This window comes from Bacillus sp. 220_BSPC, from assembly GCF_001054655.1.
GTDB classification, from domain to species: Bacteria; Bacillota; Bacilli; order Bacillales; family DSM-1321; genus Peribacillus; species Peribacillus frigoritolerans.
This window is the reverse complement of record NZ_JVPL01000022.1, coordinates 1-16,548: the sequence shown is the minus strand read 5'-3', so window position 1 is coordinate 16,548 and position 16,548 is coordinate 1. Positions and strand designations below refer to the sequence as shown.

Below are 16,548 nucleotides of genomic sequence, written 5' to 3'. Positions count from 1 at the left end.
CACTTCTTCAACTCCCTTTAATGAACGAAAGCCTTTCATCATCTGTATGGCTATGAAGACATAACGAAGCGACGCTTTTTTATAGAGCTAAAGGGGCAGGATGGAGGAGGGAAATAATGGTATGATATGGTATGTAGACTAAGGAGGTTGTTATATGAGTTATAAGAACACACTTATTACCATTTCAGAGGATTCAAAAGTTTCTTCAGCAAAGGTACCTGTCATCAAAAACAGTAAACTCACTATTGCTTATATCGAGCATGATTTAATTAACAATAACCCCTATAAATTTACACAAGAAGACGTCCAATTCAAAACATATTTAATCATAAATCAATTGGAGTCGGAAAATGCAGCTGAACTTCGAGAACAGTTCTTTTCAAAATCCAAGGCTTGTTTCAGGGCTTCTCCTTTAGTGAAAAATTATGGTTGGGGAATTCATTATAATAATCAAGGGAAAGTTGCGATATATGATGTTAACAGTGAAATGTATAACCAGTTGCTTAAGCAAGATGACATTACAAAACTTAAAGGCATGCGCTCCAAAAGAAAATAGATGCAGGATCGTTCAAAACGTAGTGACTAGAAATATAAAACGATGAAGATGACGCAACCAATAGATGTTGAAGCTAAGAAGGTATAGTCATTTTTAATCATTTTAATAATCAGTTTATTCTGATATCATAAAAGGGATAAAATGGGAGGAGGAAATAACATAAAAAACTTATTTTCAATCTTAAGTATGTTTGTGTTAGTTCTGGTAGGTGGAATGGTATTAGGTAATTCTTCTGCACAAGCAAGTGTTCCTCAGTATTCTTTTCAAACAGAAGATGGAAAATGGGATGGTGAAATTGGAAATCCTAACAGAGGTAGTGACTTACAGGTAGAACTGGTTTCCCCAATCTATTTAAAGACTTCTTCCGGAAGTAAGTTGTTGACTAATTATAGTAACATATGGTCCCGTCTCTGCAATGCCAGTACTGGAAAGTGCACAGGCTATCATAGCTTAGCTGGTGGAAAGACATTATTCACAGATATGAGAATTGGTAAATTTTATGTAGATGTGAAAGACGGATATTCTTCTGGAAGAGTATCTGGAAAACTACAAATTGTTTTCAAATAATATGTAATACTAGCTACCCACTCTTAATGGGTAGCTTTTTATCATGAAAAAAATTGAGGTCGGACTGAAGGGCTTTTGTGGATTGTTTGGTGGCAATATACAAAAAGGTACACTTTAAACTGAGTGCACCTTTTTGTTTTATGAATTATATATTTCTCTGTTCATATTCACAATATCTTTATTTGCGAGGGAGGTGAAGTTAGAAGCTGATAACTTCTCTATAACCTTATCCCGTAGGAATGGGGCTTTTTCTTTATTGGCTTTTTCCAATGCTTTTGTTAGTTCTTCTTTTGTTAGTTCTGTGCAGTATGCAGGAGTTCCCGGCTGTTGTCTCCACGAATCACTTAAAGAACCACTATCCACTGTGTCGAAGCCTAGCTGGTTTACTACATCCATGATTATTTGTTTTTGTGATACGTCATTACCAGCAATCGCCATGGCAATGCGTCCACTAGTACCTTCGGGGGTTCCCTCATTTTCTAAAGTATGGGCTAACAAGTTGTTGAAAGCTTTGATGATAGGTTTACCTAATTGATTGGAAACCCAAACACTTTCAATCATCCCGTTTTCAATTTCTGCAATTTTTTGGTCTCTGCTAGGGTAATAATTTGAAGTATCTACGATGATTACTTCCTCCCCAACTTGCTCGATAATATTCCGAATGCTTGGCAGTGCTGTTAAAGGGAGAGATATTATAAGAACTTCAATATTGGTCATTACATCTTCTATAAGGACAGGTGTTCCAGCAAGCTCTTTTCCTTCTAAATGTTCAATTCCTCGTGCATCTGCAATTTTGACATCATGTCCAGTCTTAACTAATTTTTTAGAAATAATCGACCCGATTGTTCCAGCACCTATAATTCCAAATTTCATCATTGCACCTCCTAAAGAATTTGTATATCAAAGATTCTGCTTAAAGTTAACAATGATATTTTTATCTGAATCAATATCACCACTTTATCAATCCGTAAACATATCTCATTAGATATAAAAAATATTGAGTGTTTTTATTACATATACTAGAATATAACCAATTCTCATTTTTTTGAAGAAGGCAATAAAAATTGCCATAGTACATTTTTTTGTACCTAATAGTAGAAAGCAGGTGAATGGGTGTCTAGAATATGTAAGGATGGATTTGACAAAAAGTGTATAAAGGAACAGAGAGAAGTATATGGCATTGCCTATACCCAAAACATACTATCTGGACGTTGGAAATATCTCATTCTTTGGTTTATAAAGTCCAAAGAGCGCCGTTATAGTGAAATCAAAGCTTTTTTAGGGGATATTTCACAAGGTTCTCTTACAAAGCAACTTCGAGAACTAGAAACAGCTGGTTTAATTAATCGCAAAATTTATCCAGAGGTTCCTCCTCGTGTTGAGTATTCATTATCCTCAAAAGGGGAAGAACTCATTCCTATTATTGATTTAATGGAAGAATTCGGGAAGAAGTTTGGGGAGCAGGTAGACTAACCAAAGCTAACACATCGTTAACCCCAGATTTCAAAAACTAAATTTGTAGATAAAGTAAAAGTTGCGGGAGAAATCGTTCTAACGCAGCTTTTTCTTTTACGATAAACATTTTGGGGAAATGTACTTAAAGTAACGGGTGCTTTGTTTCTTATGGAACTAAAGGGGTGGGATAGTTGAAGAGTGCTCTTTGCCTTTCTTCAACAAGAAGGATATTTTCTGTTTTTCGAGAATTGGAAGGTAAGAATACAGGATGGATATTGCAAAATAACAGGAACAAAGGAGGTATGAAATATGAAGATCCACAGAATAGATCATGTAGGTGTAATCGTAAATGATCTCTCTGCTGCTAAAGATTTTTTTCTCGATTTTGGACTAGAAGTGCAAGGGGAATGGGAGATGGAAGGAGAATTGATGGATAAGATGAGTGGGCTTAATGACGTTAAAGTAGCATGTGTAGGATTGGGGAAGCCAGACGGCCAGGCATGGATAGAGCTAATTAAATTTTATTCGCCGTCAGATGAAAAAGATAGTCAGCAACCTTTTGCAAATACCCTGGGTATCCGGCATATTGCATTTGCTGTTGAAGATATTGAAGCCCTTGTTGCCAAATTGAAAAAGAAAGGTACGGAAATCTTTAGTGAAATACAACAATATGAAGATAGTTATAAGTTATGCTACTGTCGTGGACCAGAGGGAATTATTTTAGAGTTGGCGGAGCAAATCAAATAAATTAAGGGTAATTAATGGTTGATGTGCTTATGAAATCATGCATAAATGGTAAAAAACGAACAGATGCCAAATCAATATCTGGATATATATGGCTATACATCACCCGGAATTGTTTCAATTTGCAACTGAAATTGAATGAATAAATAAGGACTTCTTTATTGCAAAGGGGGTCTATTTTTTGTTCATTTCTCTTGTTGAACTATGGGGCAGGTTAGTTCAGTTCAGTTCAGTAAGGGTTATGAAATGGTCTGTTACTAGTTAATTATTTCCCCGAATTAATTCACGCAATATACACTTACAATAACTAATTCGAAAGCTAGCGCCATTACTTCGTAATCAAAACGGTGCGGCTTCTTTAACTTACATAAAACAATTACGCTAAGAGTGAATAAGTATATTATTTACTTTCTTTGTTGACCATAGTTAAGAGTGTTAACAGTATTAGAATTTAGGAGGGCCCACATTTATGAAGGCTGTAACTTATCAAGGACCAAATCATGTACAGGTTAACCAAGTAGAGGATGCAAAATTAGAAAAAAAAGACGATATTATAGTTAAGATTACTTCTACTGCTATTTGTGGATCTGATTTGCATTTATATCAAGGTAACATGCCATTACCCCCAGGATATATTATTGGCCACGAACCAATGGGTATTGTAGAAGAAGTTGGACCTGAAGTAACAAAAGTAAAAAAGGGAGACCGTGTTGTCGTTCCCTTTAATGTTTCATGCGGCCATTGCTTTTATTGCCAACATGAAATGGAAAGCCAATGCGATAACTCAAACCCTCATTATGATTCTGGCGGATACTTTGGTTATACTGAGAAGTTCGGTAACCATCCAGGTGGTCAGGCTGAATATTTAAAAGTCCCTTTTGGAAACTTCACTCCCTTTGTTATCCCCGAGTCATGCGAATTGGAGGATGAGTCACTGCTCTTTTTATCGGATGTTCTGCCAACAGCTTATTGGAGTGTAAAAAATGCAGGTGTAAAATCAGGCGATACAGTTATTGTTCTTGGATGCGGACCTGTTGGGTTGATGGTACAAAAATTTGCCTGGATGGAAGGTGCAAAGCGTGTAATAGCAGTTGATTACTTGGATTACCGAATCAATCATGCGAAAAAGATGAACAATGTTGAGGTATTTGAGTTCACAAAATACCCTGATATGGGGGAACATTTAAAAGAGATCACACATGGTGGGGCAGATGTCGTCATCGATTGTGTAGGTATGGATGGAAAGAAATCACCCCTAGAGTTTCTGGAACAAAAATTCAAACTGCAGGGCGGAACCCTTGGGCCTATTCAAATTTCTACTAAAGCTGTCCGAAAGTATGGGACAGTGCAAATGACTGGTGTTTACGGAGGTAACTATAATCTATTTCCATTAGGTGCATTTTGGGTTAGAAATATTAATCTTAGAATGGGACAGGCTCCAGTCATTCATTTTATGCCAGAATTGTTTAAAAAAATAACAAATAACGAAATTGACCCAAGAGAAATTATCACACACAAAATGTCCCTTGAAGAAGCAAGTCATGGTTATCGAATTTTTAATAATCGTGAGGATGAATGTATAAAAGTCGTTTTAAAACCGTAATACTCTTCTCTTTCCAAAAAGACTTCATACTGTGTATGGAAGTCTTTTTTTCTGTAAAATTTTTTATGGATAGGCGAAAAGTGGAAGTCTGAGTCCCATCTTTGACATTGGCAGGAATCATTCATCATTAAGTAATCAATCTTTAAATAGGTGCAAATAAGGTAGGTTGCTGCTGCAACTCTTTTTCTTAATGAACGAACGGGGCAGTTAGTTGAACAATCGTCATTAGTCTGGTTCAACATTCGGGCCATTTATGGAGTAAGAGGTTGGATATTACTTCACTTTTTTATGTAGCTAACATTGTTCTAAAGTAGCCGAAAACGCTGATTTACCAGCGATGTATAGAATCCTACATAAAAAAGTTCCATTTACTCCTTGACTCCAAAATTCAACCTATATCACGACTTAATTAGTTATGATGCAGTTAATTATTCTTTCTATATTATTGATTTATTTAACAATACCATGTTGGATAATCTCCACATCTACCTTTGATTTGAATTTAACATCTTTAAAATAGTTTGTCTTATCTTTTTCTTTCCAGGTATCATGATGAAAAGCGATCAGTCTTCTTCCAATACCAAACGCATCACAGTTGGCTTCTTGTAGTTTTTTAATTACTTCTTCAGCATTATTAGTAAAGGTATTTGATAATTTATTGTTTAGTTGATCAACTTTATTAGGTACATTCCCTATAGGATATTCTTCTACTATTACTTTTAAATGTAAGTTTAAATTCACAAAAACTTCTCCTCTGTCATTCACAGAAACATTTAACTTCCGTTTAATATGATCGACATTCAGAGAAATAAAATTATTCATGTTTAATTCTTTATTTCCATTTACATATGTTGTGAAACGCGTATATTTACTTTGCTTATTATTTAGTAAAAGAAATAGAGTGGATTCTTCTTGGGATAGAGCTCCTGATAATTTCCTTTCATCAAATAATGCTACACCTGCCACATCTATAGTAGTACCATTACGACCTATCTTTAATAAGGGAAGGACAATATCTTCACCTGGATCAAGTATCTCTGAAGCCAGAGTCTGGATGCTTTCATCAGGAATGATTGTATTTGTTTCGGTACTTCGGATTAGATATAAGATGTTTTGACTAATGTTTGATTCTACTCTACTCTAGGTTGAATACTGAGTGTATCAAATGCTTTTCCTTTTACAACTGCTAATTTAGCACTTAAGGAACTTCGGGGATCGCGCCAAATTACATCTAAAGAAGGATAAATGTCACCTTTTGCAAATTGTTCACCGAATAATACAAGTTTATTTTTCGAAGAATCTAAATTACCGGGTATCTCTGTATTTAATTTCATGCGGCCTTCTCTTGGAGTATTTGCCACTGTAGATAAATTTTCACTATTAATAGCTTCAGTTTCTTGTCCTGAATCCATTGAGTTTCTATATATATTTGGTATTGCAAATCCTAATAATAATTCCCCTTCATCAGTCTGATCAAAAGTTATAGTTTGTATTAAAGTAGCATCTTTCATTAAATTTTGATCCCAGCATCCTGTTATTAACAATAAACATATACTAATCATAAAAAACCTTTTGATTTTCATACATTATAATCTCCATGTCTTTTATTAGGAAGGAAAAATGAAAGCAAAAATAAACATAATGGTATGACCACAATAAAGCTAAAATGTGCAGGTTCCATAAGCTTATTAAATTTTTCAAGGTCAGTTTCATTGTCGGGAAGAAGAGCAATAATAAAAATAATCCCGGCAGTGTATGGAAGGAATGCAGCATGATTGGCACGTTCAAAAAGGTATTTAAGGCCATGTGAAGAAAGAAAAGCCAGGTAGCAATAGATGTAGCAACAGATATGATCCAGATAGATAAGAAAAATAAATCGATTCGTTCGATGATTTGAAAGGAATAGGCTTTGATCATATACAATAAAGGCTGTGGAGTAAGATATAGATCTTGCCTAGTTTCGAAAAAGACCAGACTAGCAAACACCAGATATGTATAAAATAGAGTTACGAAAAGATGGGCAGATGAAATCGCAATTAGTTTACGGGTATCAGATGCTTTTACATAAGGGTAGAGAAAAAGCATAAACTCAAACCCTAACATCGAAAATGTTGCTTCTTTAGAACCCTTTATCATATTTGATATGCCGGATTGACCAATTGGCAATAGATATAGAAAATTAGCATCTTTTAGCGAATATGTAATTAGACCAAATAGAATAATTAACATTGGAGTAACGAGGACATAAAAACGAGCCATGCTTCGTAAATTATCTTTCACAAGATATACGCAAACCCCTAACATTAATAAAATTAATATCCAGTTTGGCGTCCTTTGTAAAATCCATATATCGATGATTTGACTAAAACGGGATAAAACTAAACTGCCTGTAACAACAAAGTACAGGATGTAACATAAAATGATGGCCTTTCCTAGCCTTTTCCCTAGTACATGAGGGATGATTTCATAAATTGTTAAAGTTGGAAATCTTCTGCAAAGCCCCCATAAGACCAAAATAATGGCTTGGACGATTAGTCCTGCAATTAAAGTAGATATCCACCCATCATTCTTAGAAATTAACGAGACATCATGAGGTAATGATAAAATTCCAACTCCGATTTGAGATTGAATGATTATAAAAAAAAGCTGTGTTTTTGAAATACTACTTTCTTTTGTTATCATTGGATTTCCATCCCCTTGAAAGTTTTTGTTGTTTAATGTGTGTAGGATGTGAATCTAACGGTCGTGTATTCAATTTCCAAATTGGAAGACGCAAAAAAGTATCCTTGATGTCTTTTATTCTAAGTGGAGCAAGTGGAGCAAAGTAGGGTGTACCAAATGACTCTAACTTGCATAAATGAGCTAAAAGCACAATAAAACCAAAGACTATTCCAACGAATCCAAACGAGGCAGCCAGAAACATAAACGGATAACGTAACAATCGAACTGCGTCGCTCATTCCGTGTGATGGAACACAAAAAGAAGAAATAGCAGTTAAGGCAACAACGACAATCATTGTAGTCGAGATAAGCCCTGCTTGAACGATGGCGTCCCCAATAACAAGGCCTCCAACTATCCCAATTGTTTGGCCAATTCTTGAGGGAAGACGTATTCCAGCTTCGCGAATCAACTCAATGGTTAATTCCATCAGTAATGCTTCGATTAATGGAGGAAAAGGAATTTTATTAATTGAACTTCCGACAGGGTTTACAAGTTCGTCAGGCAGCACTTCAAAGTGAAATGCAATAACAGCAATATAAAAAGCTGGCAATAGAATCGAGATCAAAAAACTTGCATGTCGAATTGAACGGATAAACGTACCAATCATCCATCGAGAATTATAATCGTCAGGTGATTGATAAAAAGCAAAAAATGTAACCGGCAAAAGTAAAGCAGTTGGATTTCCATCCATCAAGACAGCAACTCTGCCTTCATTTAAATGTCCAATTACACGATCTACTCTTTCAGTATTTAATAATTGAGGAAAAGGTGATATTGTAGAATCTTCTATTAATTCCTCCAAGAATCCAATATTTAAAACGTTATCCATCGAAATGGATTTTATTCTGCGTTCAAATTCATAGATTACTTCTTCATTTGCAAGATTATTTAAATACACAAGTGCTATTTTTGATTTAACTTGTATTCCGACTGGGAAATATTTCATGCTCAGATTAGGACTTTTCATTGTTTTTCTAAGTAAATGAAGGTTCGTTAAAAGGTTTTCAATAAATCCATCATGAGAACCCTGAACAATCTTTTCGTTTTCTGGTTCTGTAACAGAACGGTCCTTAGACATAGAGACATCAACCAAAAAAAGCTTTTCATAACCATCTAAACTCAAAACACAAGAGCCTTTTAAAAGTGCATCCTCGACCTGATTGAAAACTGTTGAAGCCTGAAAATTAGTATTAAGCATCTTTTGAATTGTTTCTGAATTCGATAGTAAACAAGGCTTCAAAGCGTCTCTTTGTATTTTTTCCTTATCTACCATAGTTTCGAGATAAATAAGTACACCTCGTACTGTTTCCGTTTTGAATTCCTTTACAACTAAATCTTCTGTGTTAGAAAAGATTTGTTTTATTGTGGAGATATTTTCATTAACTTTAGAGAAAACTTCTTTAGAGGGTTGAGGTACTTGCTTTGAAGGAAGATAGTCATTATTTACCTTGTTATATTTTAATAAATGTTTAATGAACTTCATTAAAGTTAAGCTCCTATATTTATTTATAGGATATTTTCTCCAATAATTATTAATGTATGTACCAAATAATAATATTGAATGAATAATCTAATTAAATATTATAAGGGCCTATTTTTATTAATCTTTACTCAAGGTAATAGCATTATTTGATTAAACTTTATTTTTGTATAAGAGATCGCTTGCAAGTGTGTTAAACTTTTTGCACCACAACCTCTTTAATTAATTTTTCGGGGGACAACCTGGAGTAATTTTAAATAATTAGAATAAAATGGATCCTTCCGTCAAAAAGATTGTTTTTAAACCATTTAACTTTAAGATCCATTTCGGGAAATCTTTATTTACATAGAATTAAAACTCAATTCTAATTTTTTGCGCTTCGCTAATTTTTTTCTGGTCTTTATCAAATACATCACTTGTTGTTATTTCAATCCACTTAATGTCCTTTACTTCTTTATGATCTGACTCATTGTGCCCCTCTTTATGCGCATGATTACCTGTTGCATTTACAATAAAACCAAGGTTTCCAAACTTTGTACCGTTGCCTTCAATTTCACCGTTTAATTCTTCAAGGTAAATATCTTTCTGCCAATCAAAAGTTTCGCCTGTATTCGTTTCTAGTAATGCGATTGGTGCGAAATTCACTTTCTCTGAAGATTTATTTTTAATCTCAACGAAAACTTTAACAAAATCAAACTCCTCATCATGTGTTAATACATGAAAATAATCGATCATACCATAATCAGGTCTTAAGTGAATCAATTTCATCTCTCTTATTGTTAATTCGATCGATCCCATTTCATACGTTTTATTAACATTTTTAATCGCTTTTAAAGTGGCTTCCCCTTTTTGGTCTGTAAATGTTTGACCAACCTTTTGCAATGAACGGTCATCCGTTACTTGAGGATTAGGCTGATACTCGTCCATTTTGCTCTCACTTTGCTCCTGATTCTTTTGCTGTTTCGTTTCATCGTTTTTTTCGTTGGCGTTATTATCTGTTTGGTTTTCGTTCCCTGTATTTTTTTCATTGTTTTCAGGACTGGCATTTGATGAACAGCCAACAAGCAGCAAGATTAAAAAAAATATAGAAAGCGTCTTTTTCATGATGATTCCTCCGTATCATTCTATATTCAAAAAAAGTTCCCGTTGCTTGTACTATAGCAACGGGATACTTTTAGCTTGCCCATTTATTTCTTACTTATCTTGAATTTTAATATCGTAATCTAAGACATCAAAAACATTTTTTGCAATTTCAGTGTTGTCGATTTGTCCAGCAAATTTTTCACTTGATGGGCCGAATGCATACACAGGAACATCTTCACCTGTATGTCCGCCTGTTGTCCAACCAGTGTGAGACCGCTTATTGAAAATGTTCTCAATCGCATTATCGATATCAAGAACTTTCTTTGTTTTAGCTGCATCTTCAACTGATTGAATTTCTTTTTCTGTCAATGCTAGAATATTTTGATCAATATACTTTTTCAATGTTGCTTCAACTCCTGCGCCGTCAGCAATTTCTTGCGCCATGAAGTCAGGTGTACGCTTCGCAGCTTTGATTGGTTCGCTGAACCAGTTGTAAATACCGTCCGCACCAATCGAGTATCCGCCAGTTGAGTGGTCAGCTGTTGCTACAACTAATGTATGCTTGTCTTTTTTTGCAAACTCAATTGCTGCTTTATATGCTTGTTCAAAGTCATCCATCTCACTCATAGCGCCAACAATATCATTGTCATGTCCTGCCCAGTCAACCTGGCTTCCTTCTACCATTAGGAAGAACCCGTCTTTATCTTTGTTTAATTTTGAAAGAGCAGTGTTTGTCATTTCTTTTAATGAAGGAACTTCTTCTGTACGGTCAATTTTCTTTGGAAGTCCGCCATCAGCGAATAAACCAAGCACTTTGCCATTTTTATCTTTTAACATGTCTTCACGGTTTTCCACATAGCTGTATCCAGCTTTTTTGAATTCTTCTGTTAGATTGCGGTCTTTACGTTCGAAGTTGCTCTTACCGCCACCAAGAAGAACGTCAATTTTATGTTGGCCATTCACCATTTCATCAAAATAATCATCAGCAATTGAGTTCATGTTTTTACGGCTGTGATCATGTGATCCGAAAGAAGCGGGTGTTGCATGTGTAATTTCAGAAGTTGCAACAAGACCTGTTGCTTTTCCTTTTTCTCTAGCAGCTTCAAGAACCGTTTTTGCTTCTGAACCATCATTGTCAACTGCAATCGCGCTGTTATAAGTTTTAATACCTGCAGACATGGCAGTTGCTGCAGAAGCAGAGTCCGTTACATTTTGTTCAGGGTCTTCCGGATAAGTTGTTTGTTGACCAACAAGGTATTGATCAAAAGTCGTTGATTCTACAACTTTTGTTGATGGATCGTCTTTTAAATAGCGATGAGCAGAAGTATAAGAAACTCCCATGCCATCACCGATTAAAACAATGACGTTTTTGATTTCCCCATTATTCTTTGCTTTCTTATTCACAGAATCCTCTGCGCTTACATGCGAGAAACCACCAATTAAACCACTAAAGGCAACTGTCGAAAGAACAGCTACTGGTAATAACTTTTTCTTTAACGTCTTTTTGAACAATGTTGTTACCTCCAAATGTTGTCGTATCCTTACAAGGAGAATTATAGGGGGAGTATATTAATGTAATTTTAATTGGTTGTAAATTAAACGTTAAAAATACCAATATTTATTTTTACAAATAAGAAATAACCTCAATATTAACAAATAAGGATTATTATTCATGTAAATTTTTTGTAAACATTATTAGGAGGAAACTGATTTAATTCTAGGAATGTTAGAGTTTCGTATAAGAGGGAAACCATTGAAGATTTAAATCGATTTGGTGAAATTTCTATAATTATGTCGATTCAAATGTGCGCCATAAAGGTGTTGTCCGGAGTTAATGGATTTTACCGAGAATTTAGCACCAAACATAAATATATAGATACATGGTTAGCTAGTGGAATAGGACTTAAAAATGAAGCACATCAATGTTATAAAGAATTGGGTTATGAAATAACAGTTCTAATAAACGCTACTAAGTTTTTACACCATACAACTGTTTTATCATTAAAGTTTCCTTAATAAACTATCGGGGCAGGATAATTCATCAAGCATATTGTATTCGAACTATGCAATAAATACTAAACCATGAGAATAGAAAAATGATATTTAAATCTAATTATTTGGTTTTATGGTAAAATTATGTAAAAGGGATGGAGCAATTCCTTATAAAAAAAGAACATTGAAAATCAATATGAGAATAATGAGTATCAAGATGAAGACAAGGATAGTCATTTTATGCAAAGTATAGCTGTGTGATTCATATGGAACAACAAGCAATCACCCATACAATATTAATAGAAAGAGAGGAATGCCTTATGAAAATTCGTAGTCAAATTACATTTGCAAGTCTGGCCCTATTAATAACGGGAAGTTCCCTGCTATACACATCGCAACCCTCAATTGCAAAAGTAGAGCCTACTCAAAATCTATCTAGTTCGTTACAAACAAGCACTCAACGAGGTCATAATTCCGTCAAGCAAGCAATGCGGGATACATTGCAACTTGGATTCCCAGGGATACTTGCTAAAACTTCCGAGGGTGGAAAAACGTGGGGTTATGCCGCTGGGGTAGCGAATCTGAGCACCAAGAAACCAATGAAAACAGATTTTCGTTTTCGCATTGGCAGCGTGACGAAGACGTTCACCGCAACGGTTGTACTTCAATTAGCTGGAGAGAACCGCTTGAGTCTAGACGACTCCATCGAAAAATGGTTGCCTGGTGTCATTCAAGGAAACGGATATAATGATAAACAGATTACCATCCGGCAGATATTGAACCATACAAGTGGTATCGCTGAATACTCAAGGTCAAAAGACGCTGATTTTATGGATACAAAAAAATCGTATACGGCTGAAGAACTAGTGAAGATGGGGATTTCGCTGCCCTCAGACTTTGACCCAGGAAAGGGCTGGTCCTATTCAAACACAGGATACGTATTACTGGGTATTCTTATTGAAAAAGTAACCGGAAACAGCTACGCGGAAGAGATTGAAAATCGGATTATTGAACCGCTTGAATTGTCGGATACATTCCTACCTGGAAATTCAAGCGTTATTCCAGGAACCAAGCATGCTCGGGGATATTCCCAACCAGACGAAGCAAGTGAGATAAAAGACGTTACCTATTATAACCCAAGTGCAGGTAGCTCGGCTGGAGATATGATTTCTACTGCTGACGACTTAAATAAATTCTTCTCTTCCTTGCTTGGTGGCAAATTACTGAAGGAACAGCAACTAAAGCAAATGCTTACTACAGTTCCTACAGGAAGAGCAGGAATTGATGGATATGGTCTTGGAATATTTGAAACCAAGCTTCCAAACGGTGTCTCGATATGGGGACACACAGGTGGCATTCTAGGGTTTTCTACTATTGCTGGAGGTACACTTGGAGGCAAGCATACGATGGTCGTCAGTTTGAACAGTTTGGGTAGGGATAACAGTCCTAATCCTTTTAAAAATATTTTACTTGCTGAATTTAGCAAGTAGGCAAAAATAAAAATACACCTCATCAACCATAGTGGTAAGCTTTGTTATTGACCTAACGGTTGCGTTAACTGAAGATCAGAGCTGTCTTTTAAGGCAGCTCTTTTCTTATGGCACTAACGGGGCAGGTTAGTTGCATAACGGCTCTGGAAAATATAGGTTAGTAAAGTTATACTCTTAAACATAAACTGAATTCATCGGAGGATTAATATGGAATTATTTGTTGGAATAGCTCTTATACTTATTGTATTTTTCTCTTCAAGTATTATTGAAAAAAGATTAAAGAATATAGAAAAACAAAACAATCGTGTAATAGAAATTTTAGAAGAAATTAGAGATAAGAAATAAACGTTCTTTAACTAACAGTTTTCTCTTATGGGACTAAAGGGGCAGGTTAGTGGTAGTAGAAGGTAATCAGGTGTTAATTAGAGAAAAAGGTAGTAATAAATATAAAATTAAATACTTGAGGAGAAAAGGATGGCTCATAATGGGATAGTTTTAGTAGTTAGTGTATCAATATTCAGAGATGATGAAGTCTTAATAATTAGAGAAAATAAACCAACTGCTATTGATAAGTGGAACTTTCCAAGTGGACGCATTGAATATGGTGAAGACATTCTCTATTCAGCTCGTAGGGAGGTAAAAGAGGAAACAGGCTTTGATGTAAAACTTAATGGTACAACGGGTGTATATAATTTTATCAGTAGTACAAACAATCAAGTTATTCTATTTCATTTTACTGGTGAGGTTAATGGTGGTTCATTAAATCTTGAAGAAGATGAAATTTTAGACAGTAGATGGATTAAGGTGAATGACCTTGTGAAATTTGATAATGAAGAACTACGTGAACCCAGGGTACTAAAGCAAATAATAGATAACTTATTAAAAGAGAAGGTACATTCAATTAGTATTTATAATGAACAACTAAGTAAATAATTCATATTAAGCTAACAGTCCTTTACTTCATTACCAGGAGCTGATCATCAGCTCCTTTTCTTATGGCACTAACGGGGCAGTTTAGTTTAATAACAATTGAATAAACCAGTATGAAATCCTTACTTCTATGCAGGAAGTAAGGGTTTTTTTGTTGAATGATTAAATTAGAATATTATGGAACATCTATATAATTGAGTAGGAGAGATTAAAATGTCTTTTAAGAAGGTTAAAAAAGAATTTAAGCTTGTTGGATTAAAAGGTAGTGGGGAGTTTGTTAACTTTGGTAATGAAGTCCCATTGCTTGCAAAGCAACTTTTAAGTCGCTCAAACGAAATCCTAAATTCAAAGGAAACTGAAATTGCATTATTTGAACCTAAAAAGAATGAGGAACATAGGATAGGTCATTATTATGTAGGGCTAGTCGTAAGTGAGAAATTAAATGAAGTACCATCAGGAATGGATTATATTGAAACGGTTAAAAGTTACGTAACAACAAGAGGAAATATTTCGAATTTGGGAGTACTTCATTTGAATTTATTGAATTGGGCAGAAGAACAAGATTATCAGAGAGATCTTGATTCTTATATAATAGAGACCTATCACCCTATGGTGGAAGGAGAAGAAGAGGTACAGATTTACTTACCAATTCAAGCTTAAAAGTGATAAATCAAAAACTTCTTCAACATAAAGAGAGTTTAGTTGAATAAAGTAGAATTAATAAAAACGGGAAATATGTATAAGGTATAGAAAGAAATAATGAAAGTTATTGAAGGGAGAAAAATAAGATGAGTGAAAAACTAATAAGAGTAGGAACTACTTATATCCCAGTCACCAATGTTGAACTTTCTACTGAATGGTATGTAATTAATTTAGGTGCTGAGTTAAGTTATATGGATGATGATAAAGCTATTCTTAACCTTGCAAATCAGAGCATCTTCTTAGTTAAATCAAATATGGGCCAAACCTCAAATTTCTATGATGTTTATGGTCAAGAACATTTCTTGATGACATTTGAAGTTAATGGATTAAGTGCATTAGAATCGTTACATAATGAATTTGTTAATAAAGAAATGAGAGTTGGAGAAATTGAAGATAGGGGACACTCAGGAAGGAACTTTGTTTTCTTCGATCTAGATGGAAACAAATTCGATGTTTGGAGTGAATTAAGTCCAAGTTTCAAAGACAAATCTTAATTGACCAATAAAAATATCTTGGCGGAATAATCAAAAAAGATTATTGCATTTTTTTCTTTTTATGGTGGTATTCCTATATTAATGGAAGTGAATTTAAAAGATAATTCTTTGAAACATTTCACTTAAGCTAACGGTTTTTTTTTTTAGGGTTGCTGCGGTAGCCTTTTTTCTTATGGCACTAACGGGGCAGATTAGTTGAAGAAGGTTTTAATCAACAAACAAAGCACATATATATGGAGTGGGAAAATTTGAAACCAAATTACACTGACTCAGGATACTCAGACAAAATGGGGCCTAAATTAAGAATGTTAGTAGAGAAACAACTATGCGTTGACCTGAAAATCTATGGAATAATGGCAAATAAGTTTAAATTCGACTGGTCTGAAAGTTGTATAGAAGGAGATGATGCTATTTATTTAGATGGGGAAGTGGAAAATTTCTCAGGAATTAATATATTCAATGAAAAAGATAAACATATTGCAGAGGGTTGGATGGAGTTTATTTACGAACCATCTTATAACTTTTTCATTTCTTATTGGGGATTCCTTACATACTTTGATTCGGGAAAAGAAATAGAAATTAAAGATAAAGTAGGAATCCCTTTGCATATTTTCAACCAAATTCCTGAAAATGTACGATATAGGTATAAGACTGAGTTATTAAAATGATGACTTATTCTTCAACTAAACCAGCCAATAGTTTGTCAACATTTTTCAATAAACACTTAAAAT

The 16,548-nt window shown here is 34.6% G+C and carries 18 protein-coding genes; 11 read left to right on the top strand and 7 right to left on the bottom strand.

All coding sequences use genetic code 11. From position 1 onward, the window contains the following. The first annotated feature begins 154 nt into the window (after window positions 1-154). Complete coding sequence (locus tag ADA55_RS01480; protein WP_048678156.1) at window positions 155-556, top strand: DUF6157 family protein; 402 nt, start codon at window positions 155-157, stop codon at window positions 554-556. Window positions 557-697: 141 nt separating this feature from the next. Next, window positions 698-1,123: a hypothetical protein gene (locus ADA55_RS01475; protein ID WP_194719387.1), complete on the top strand. Its 426-nt coding sequence runs from the start codon at window positions 698-700 to the stop codon at window positions 1,121-1,123. A gap of 138 nt (window positions 1,124-1,261) precedes the next feature. Here ADA55_RS01475 and ADA55_RS01470 read toward each other — a convergent pair whose 3' ends face one another. Beyond that, window positions 1,262-1,996 (bottom strand): NADPH-dependent F420 reductase, encoded by a 735-nt coding sequence (locus ADA55_RS01470; protein ID WP_048678151.1) that lies wholly within the window; start codon window positions 1,994-1,996, stop codon window positions 1,262-1,264. A 240-nt stretch (window positions 1,997-2,236) separates the two neighbouring features. Between ADA55_RS01470 and ADA55_RS01465 the strand changes: the two genes are divergently transcribed. The 3 genes from ADA55_RS01465 to ADA55_RS01455 all read left to right on the top strand — a co-directional run bounded on the left by ADA55_RS01465 (window position 2,237) and on the right by ADA55_RS01455 (window position 4,925). Next, the gene (locus ADA55_RS01465; RefSeq protein WP_034304541.1) at window positions 2,237-2,596 is read left to right on the top strand and encodes a winged helix-turn-helix transcriptional regulator; all 360 of its coding nucleotides are present in this window, start codon (window positions 2,237-2,239) and stop codon (window positions 2,594-2,596) included. Between the two features lie 291 nt (window positions 2,597-2,887). Then, window positions 2,888-3,325: a VOC family protein gene (locus ADA55_RS01460; protein ID WP_048678149.1), complete on the top strand. Its 438-nt coding sequence runs from the start codon at window positions 2,888-2,890 to the stop codon at window positions 3,323-3,325. 466 nt (window positions 3,326-3,791) lie between these two features. Next, window positions 3,792-4,925, top strand: a complete 1,134-nt coding sequence (locus tag ADA55_RS01455; RefSeq protein ID WP_048678145.1) for a zinc-dependent alcohol dehydrogenase — start codon at window positions 3,792-3,794, stop codon at window positions 4,923-4,925. A gap of 450 nt (window positions 4,926-5,375) precedes the next feature. On the opposite strand, the gene ADA55_RS01450 is transcribed toward ADA55_RS01455, so the two are convergent. The 6 genes from ADA55_RS01450 to ADA55_RS01425 all read right to left on the bottom strand — a co-directional run bounded on the left by ADA55_RS01450 (window position 5,376) and on the right by ADA55_RS01425 (window position 11,721). Next, entirely contained in the window at window positions 5,376-5,891 is a 516-nt protein-coding gene (locus ADA55_RS01450) for a Ger(x)C family spore germination C-terminal domain-containing protein (RefSeq protein WP_048678142.1), read from the bottom strand. Window positions 5,892-6,055: 164 nt separating this feature from the next. Then, window positions 6,056-6,508, bottom strand: a complete 453-nt coding sequence (locus ADA55_RS01445) for a hypothetical protein (protein ID WP_048678140.1) — start codon at window positions 6,506-6,508, stop codon at window positions 6,056-6,058. Then, window positions 6,480-7,607 carry a GerAB/ArcD/ProY family transporter gene (locus tag ADA55_RS01440; RefSeq protein WP_048678139.1) on the bottom strand — a complete coding sequence of 376 codons (1,128 nt, stop codon included), beginning with the start codon at window positions 7,605-7,607 and terminating at the stop codon, window positions 6,480-6,482. Before ADA55_RS01440 ends, ADA55_RS01445 begins: the two co-directional genes overlap by 29 nt. After that, a complete protein-coding gene (locus ADA55_RS01435) occupies window positions 7,588-9,129 on the bottom strand; it encodes a spore germination protein (RefSeq protein ID WP_048678137.1) in 1,542 nt (513 codons plus the stop codon). Before ADA55_RS01435 ends, ADA55_RS01440 begins: the two co-directional genes overlap by 20 nt. 348 nt (window positions 9,130-9,477) lie before the next feature. Further along, the gene (locus ADA55_RS01430) at window positions 9,478-10,230 is read right to left on the bottom strand and encodes a hypothetical protein (RefSeq protein ID WP_048678134.1); all 753 of its coding nucleotides are present in this window, start codon (window positions 10,228-10,230) and stop codon (window positions 9,478-9,480) included. A 90-nt stretch (window positions 10,231-10,320) separates the two neighbouring features. Next, window positions 10,321-11,721 carry an alkaline phosphatase gene (locus ADA55_RS01425; RefSeq protein ID WP_048678132.1) on the bottom strand — a complete coding sequence of 467 codons (1,401 nt, stop codon included), beginning with the start codon at window positions 11,719-11,721 and terminating at the stop codon, window positions 10,321-10,323. 800 nt (window positions 11,722-12,521) lie between these two features. Here ADA55_RS01425 and ADA55_RS01420 point away from each other — a divergent pair. The 6 genes from ADA55_RS01420 to ADA55_RS01400 all read left to right on the top strand — a co-directional run bounded on the left by ADA55_RS01420 (window position 12,522) and on the right by ADA55_RS01400 (window position 16,485). Next, window positions 12,522-13,691, top strand: coding sequence for a serine hydrolase domain-containing protein (locus ADA55_RS01420; protein ID WP_048678130.1), 1,170 nt, complete (start codon window positions 12,522-12,524; stop codon window positions 13,689-13,691). 207 nt (window positions 13,692-13,898) lie between these two features. After that, window positions 13,899-14,036: a hypothetical protein gene (locus ADA55_RS29940; protein ID WP_167555975.1), complete on the top strand. Its 138-nt coding sequence runs from the start codon at window positions 13,899-13,901 to the stop codon at window positions 14,034-14,036. Window positions 14,037-14,165: 129 nt separating this feature from the next. Further along, window positions 14,166-14,624: an NUDIX hydrolase gene (locus tag ADA55_RS01415; protein WP_048678128.1), complete on the top strand. Its 459-nt coding sequence runs from the start codon at window positions 14,166-14,168 to the stop codon at window positions 14,622-14,624. A 210-nt stretch (window positions 14,625-14,834) separates the two neighbouring features. Then, the gene (locus tag ADA55_RS01410; RefSeq protein WP_048678125.1) at window positions 14,835-15,281 is read left to right on the top strand and encodes a GyrI-like domain-containing protein; all 447 of its coding nucleotides are present in this window, start codon (window positions 14,835-14,837) and stop codon (window positions 15,279-15,281) included. Between the two features lie 128 nt (window positions 15,282-15,409). After that, a complete protein-coding gene (locus ADA55_RS01405) occupies window positions 15,410-15,817 on the top strand; it encodes a VOC family protein (RefSeq protein ID WP_048678123.1) in 408 nt (135 codons plus the stop codon). Between the two features lie 248 nt (window positions 15,818-16,065). Then, window positions 16,066-16,485 carry a hypothetical protein gene (locus tag ADA55_RS01400; protein ID WP_048883137.1) on the top strand — a complete coding sequence of 140 codons (420 nt, stop codon included), beginning with the start codon at window positions 16,066-16,068 and terminating at the stop codon, window positions 16,483-16,485. Window positions 16,486-16,548: the final 63 nt, after the last annotated feature.

Excerpts from the sequence above, each read along its gene's own strand:
- ADA55_RS01435 (WP_048678137.1), bottom strand. The coding sequence starts at position 9,129 with ATGAAGTTCATTAAACATTTATTAAAATATAACAAGGTAAATAATGAC.
- ADA55_RS29940 (WP_167555975.1), top strand. The coding sequence starts at position 13,899 with ATGGAATTATTTGTTGGAATAGCTCTTATACTTATTGTATTTTTCTCT.
- ADA55_RS01410 (WP_048678125.1), top strand. The coding sequence starts at position 14,835 with ATGTCTTTTAAGAAGGTTAAAAAAGAATTTAAGCTTGTTGGATTAAAA.
- ADA55_RS01420 (WP_048678130.1), top strand. The coding sequence starts at position 12,522 with ATGAAAATTCGTAGTCAAATTACATTTGCAAGTCTGGCCCTATTAATA.
- ADA55_RS01455 (WP_048678145.1), top strand. The coding sequence starts at position 3,792 with ATGAAGGCTGTAACTTATCAAGGACCAAATCATGTACAGGTTAACCAA.
- ADA55_RS01445 (WP_048678140.1), bottom strand. The coding sequence starts at position 6,508 with ATGAAAATCAAAAGGTTTTTTATGATTAGTATATGTTTATTGTTAATA.
- ADA55_RS01430 (WP_048678134.1), bottom strand. The coding sequence starts at position 10,230 with ATGAAAAAGACGCTTTCTATATTTTTTTTAATCTTGCTGCTTGTTGGC.
- ADA55_RS01415 (WP_048678128.1), top strand. The coding sequence starts at position 14,166 with ATGGCTCATAATGGGATAGTTTTAGTAGTTAGTGTATCAATATTCAGA.
- ADA55_RS01480 (WP_048678156.1), top strand. The coding sequence starts at position 155 with ATGAGTTATAAGAACACACTTATTACCATTTCAGAGGATTCAAAAGTT.
- ADA55_RS01440 (WP_048678139.1), bottom strand. The coding sequence starts at position 7,607 with ATGATAACAAAAGAAAGTAGTATTTCAAAAACACAGCTTTTTTTTATA.
- ADA55_RS01475 (WP_194719387.1), top strand. The coding sequence starts at position 698 with ATGGGAGGAGGAAATAACATAAAAAACTTATTTTCAATCTTAAGTATG.
- ADA55_RS01470 (WP_048678151.1), bottom strand. The coding sequence starts at position 1,996 with ATGAAATTTGGAATTATAGGTGCTGGAACAATCGGGTCGATTATTTCT.
- ADA55_RS01460 (WP_048678149.1), top strand. The coding sequence starts at position 2,888 with ATGAAGATCCACAGAATAGATCATGTAGGTGTAATCGTAAATGATCTC.
- ADA55_RS01405 (WP_048678123.1), top strand. The coding sequence starts at position 15,410 with ATGAGTGAAAAACTAATAAGAGTAGGAACTACTTATATCCCAGTCACC.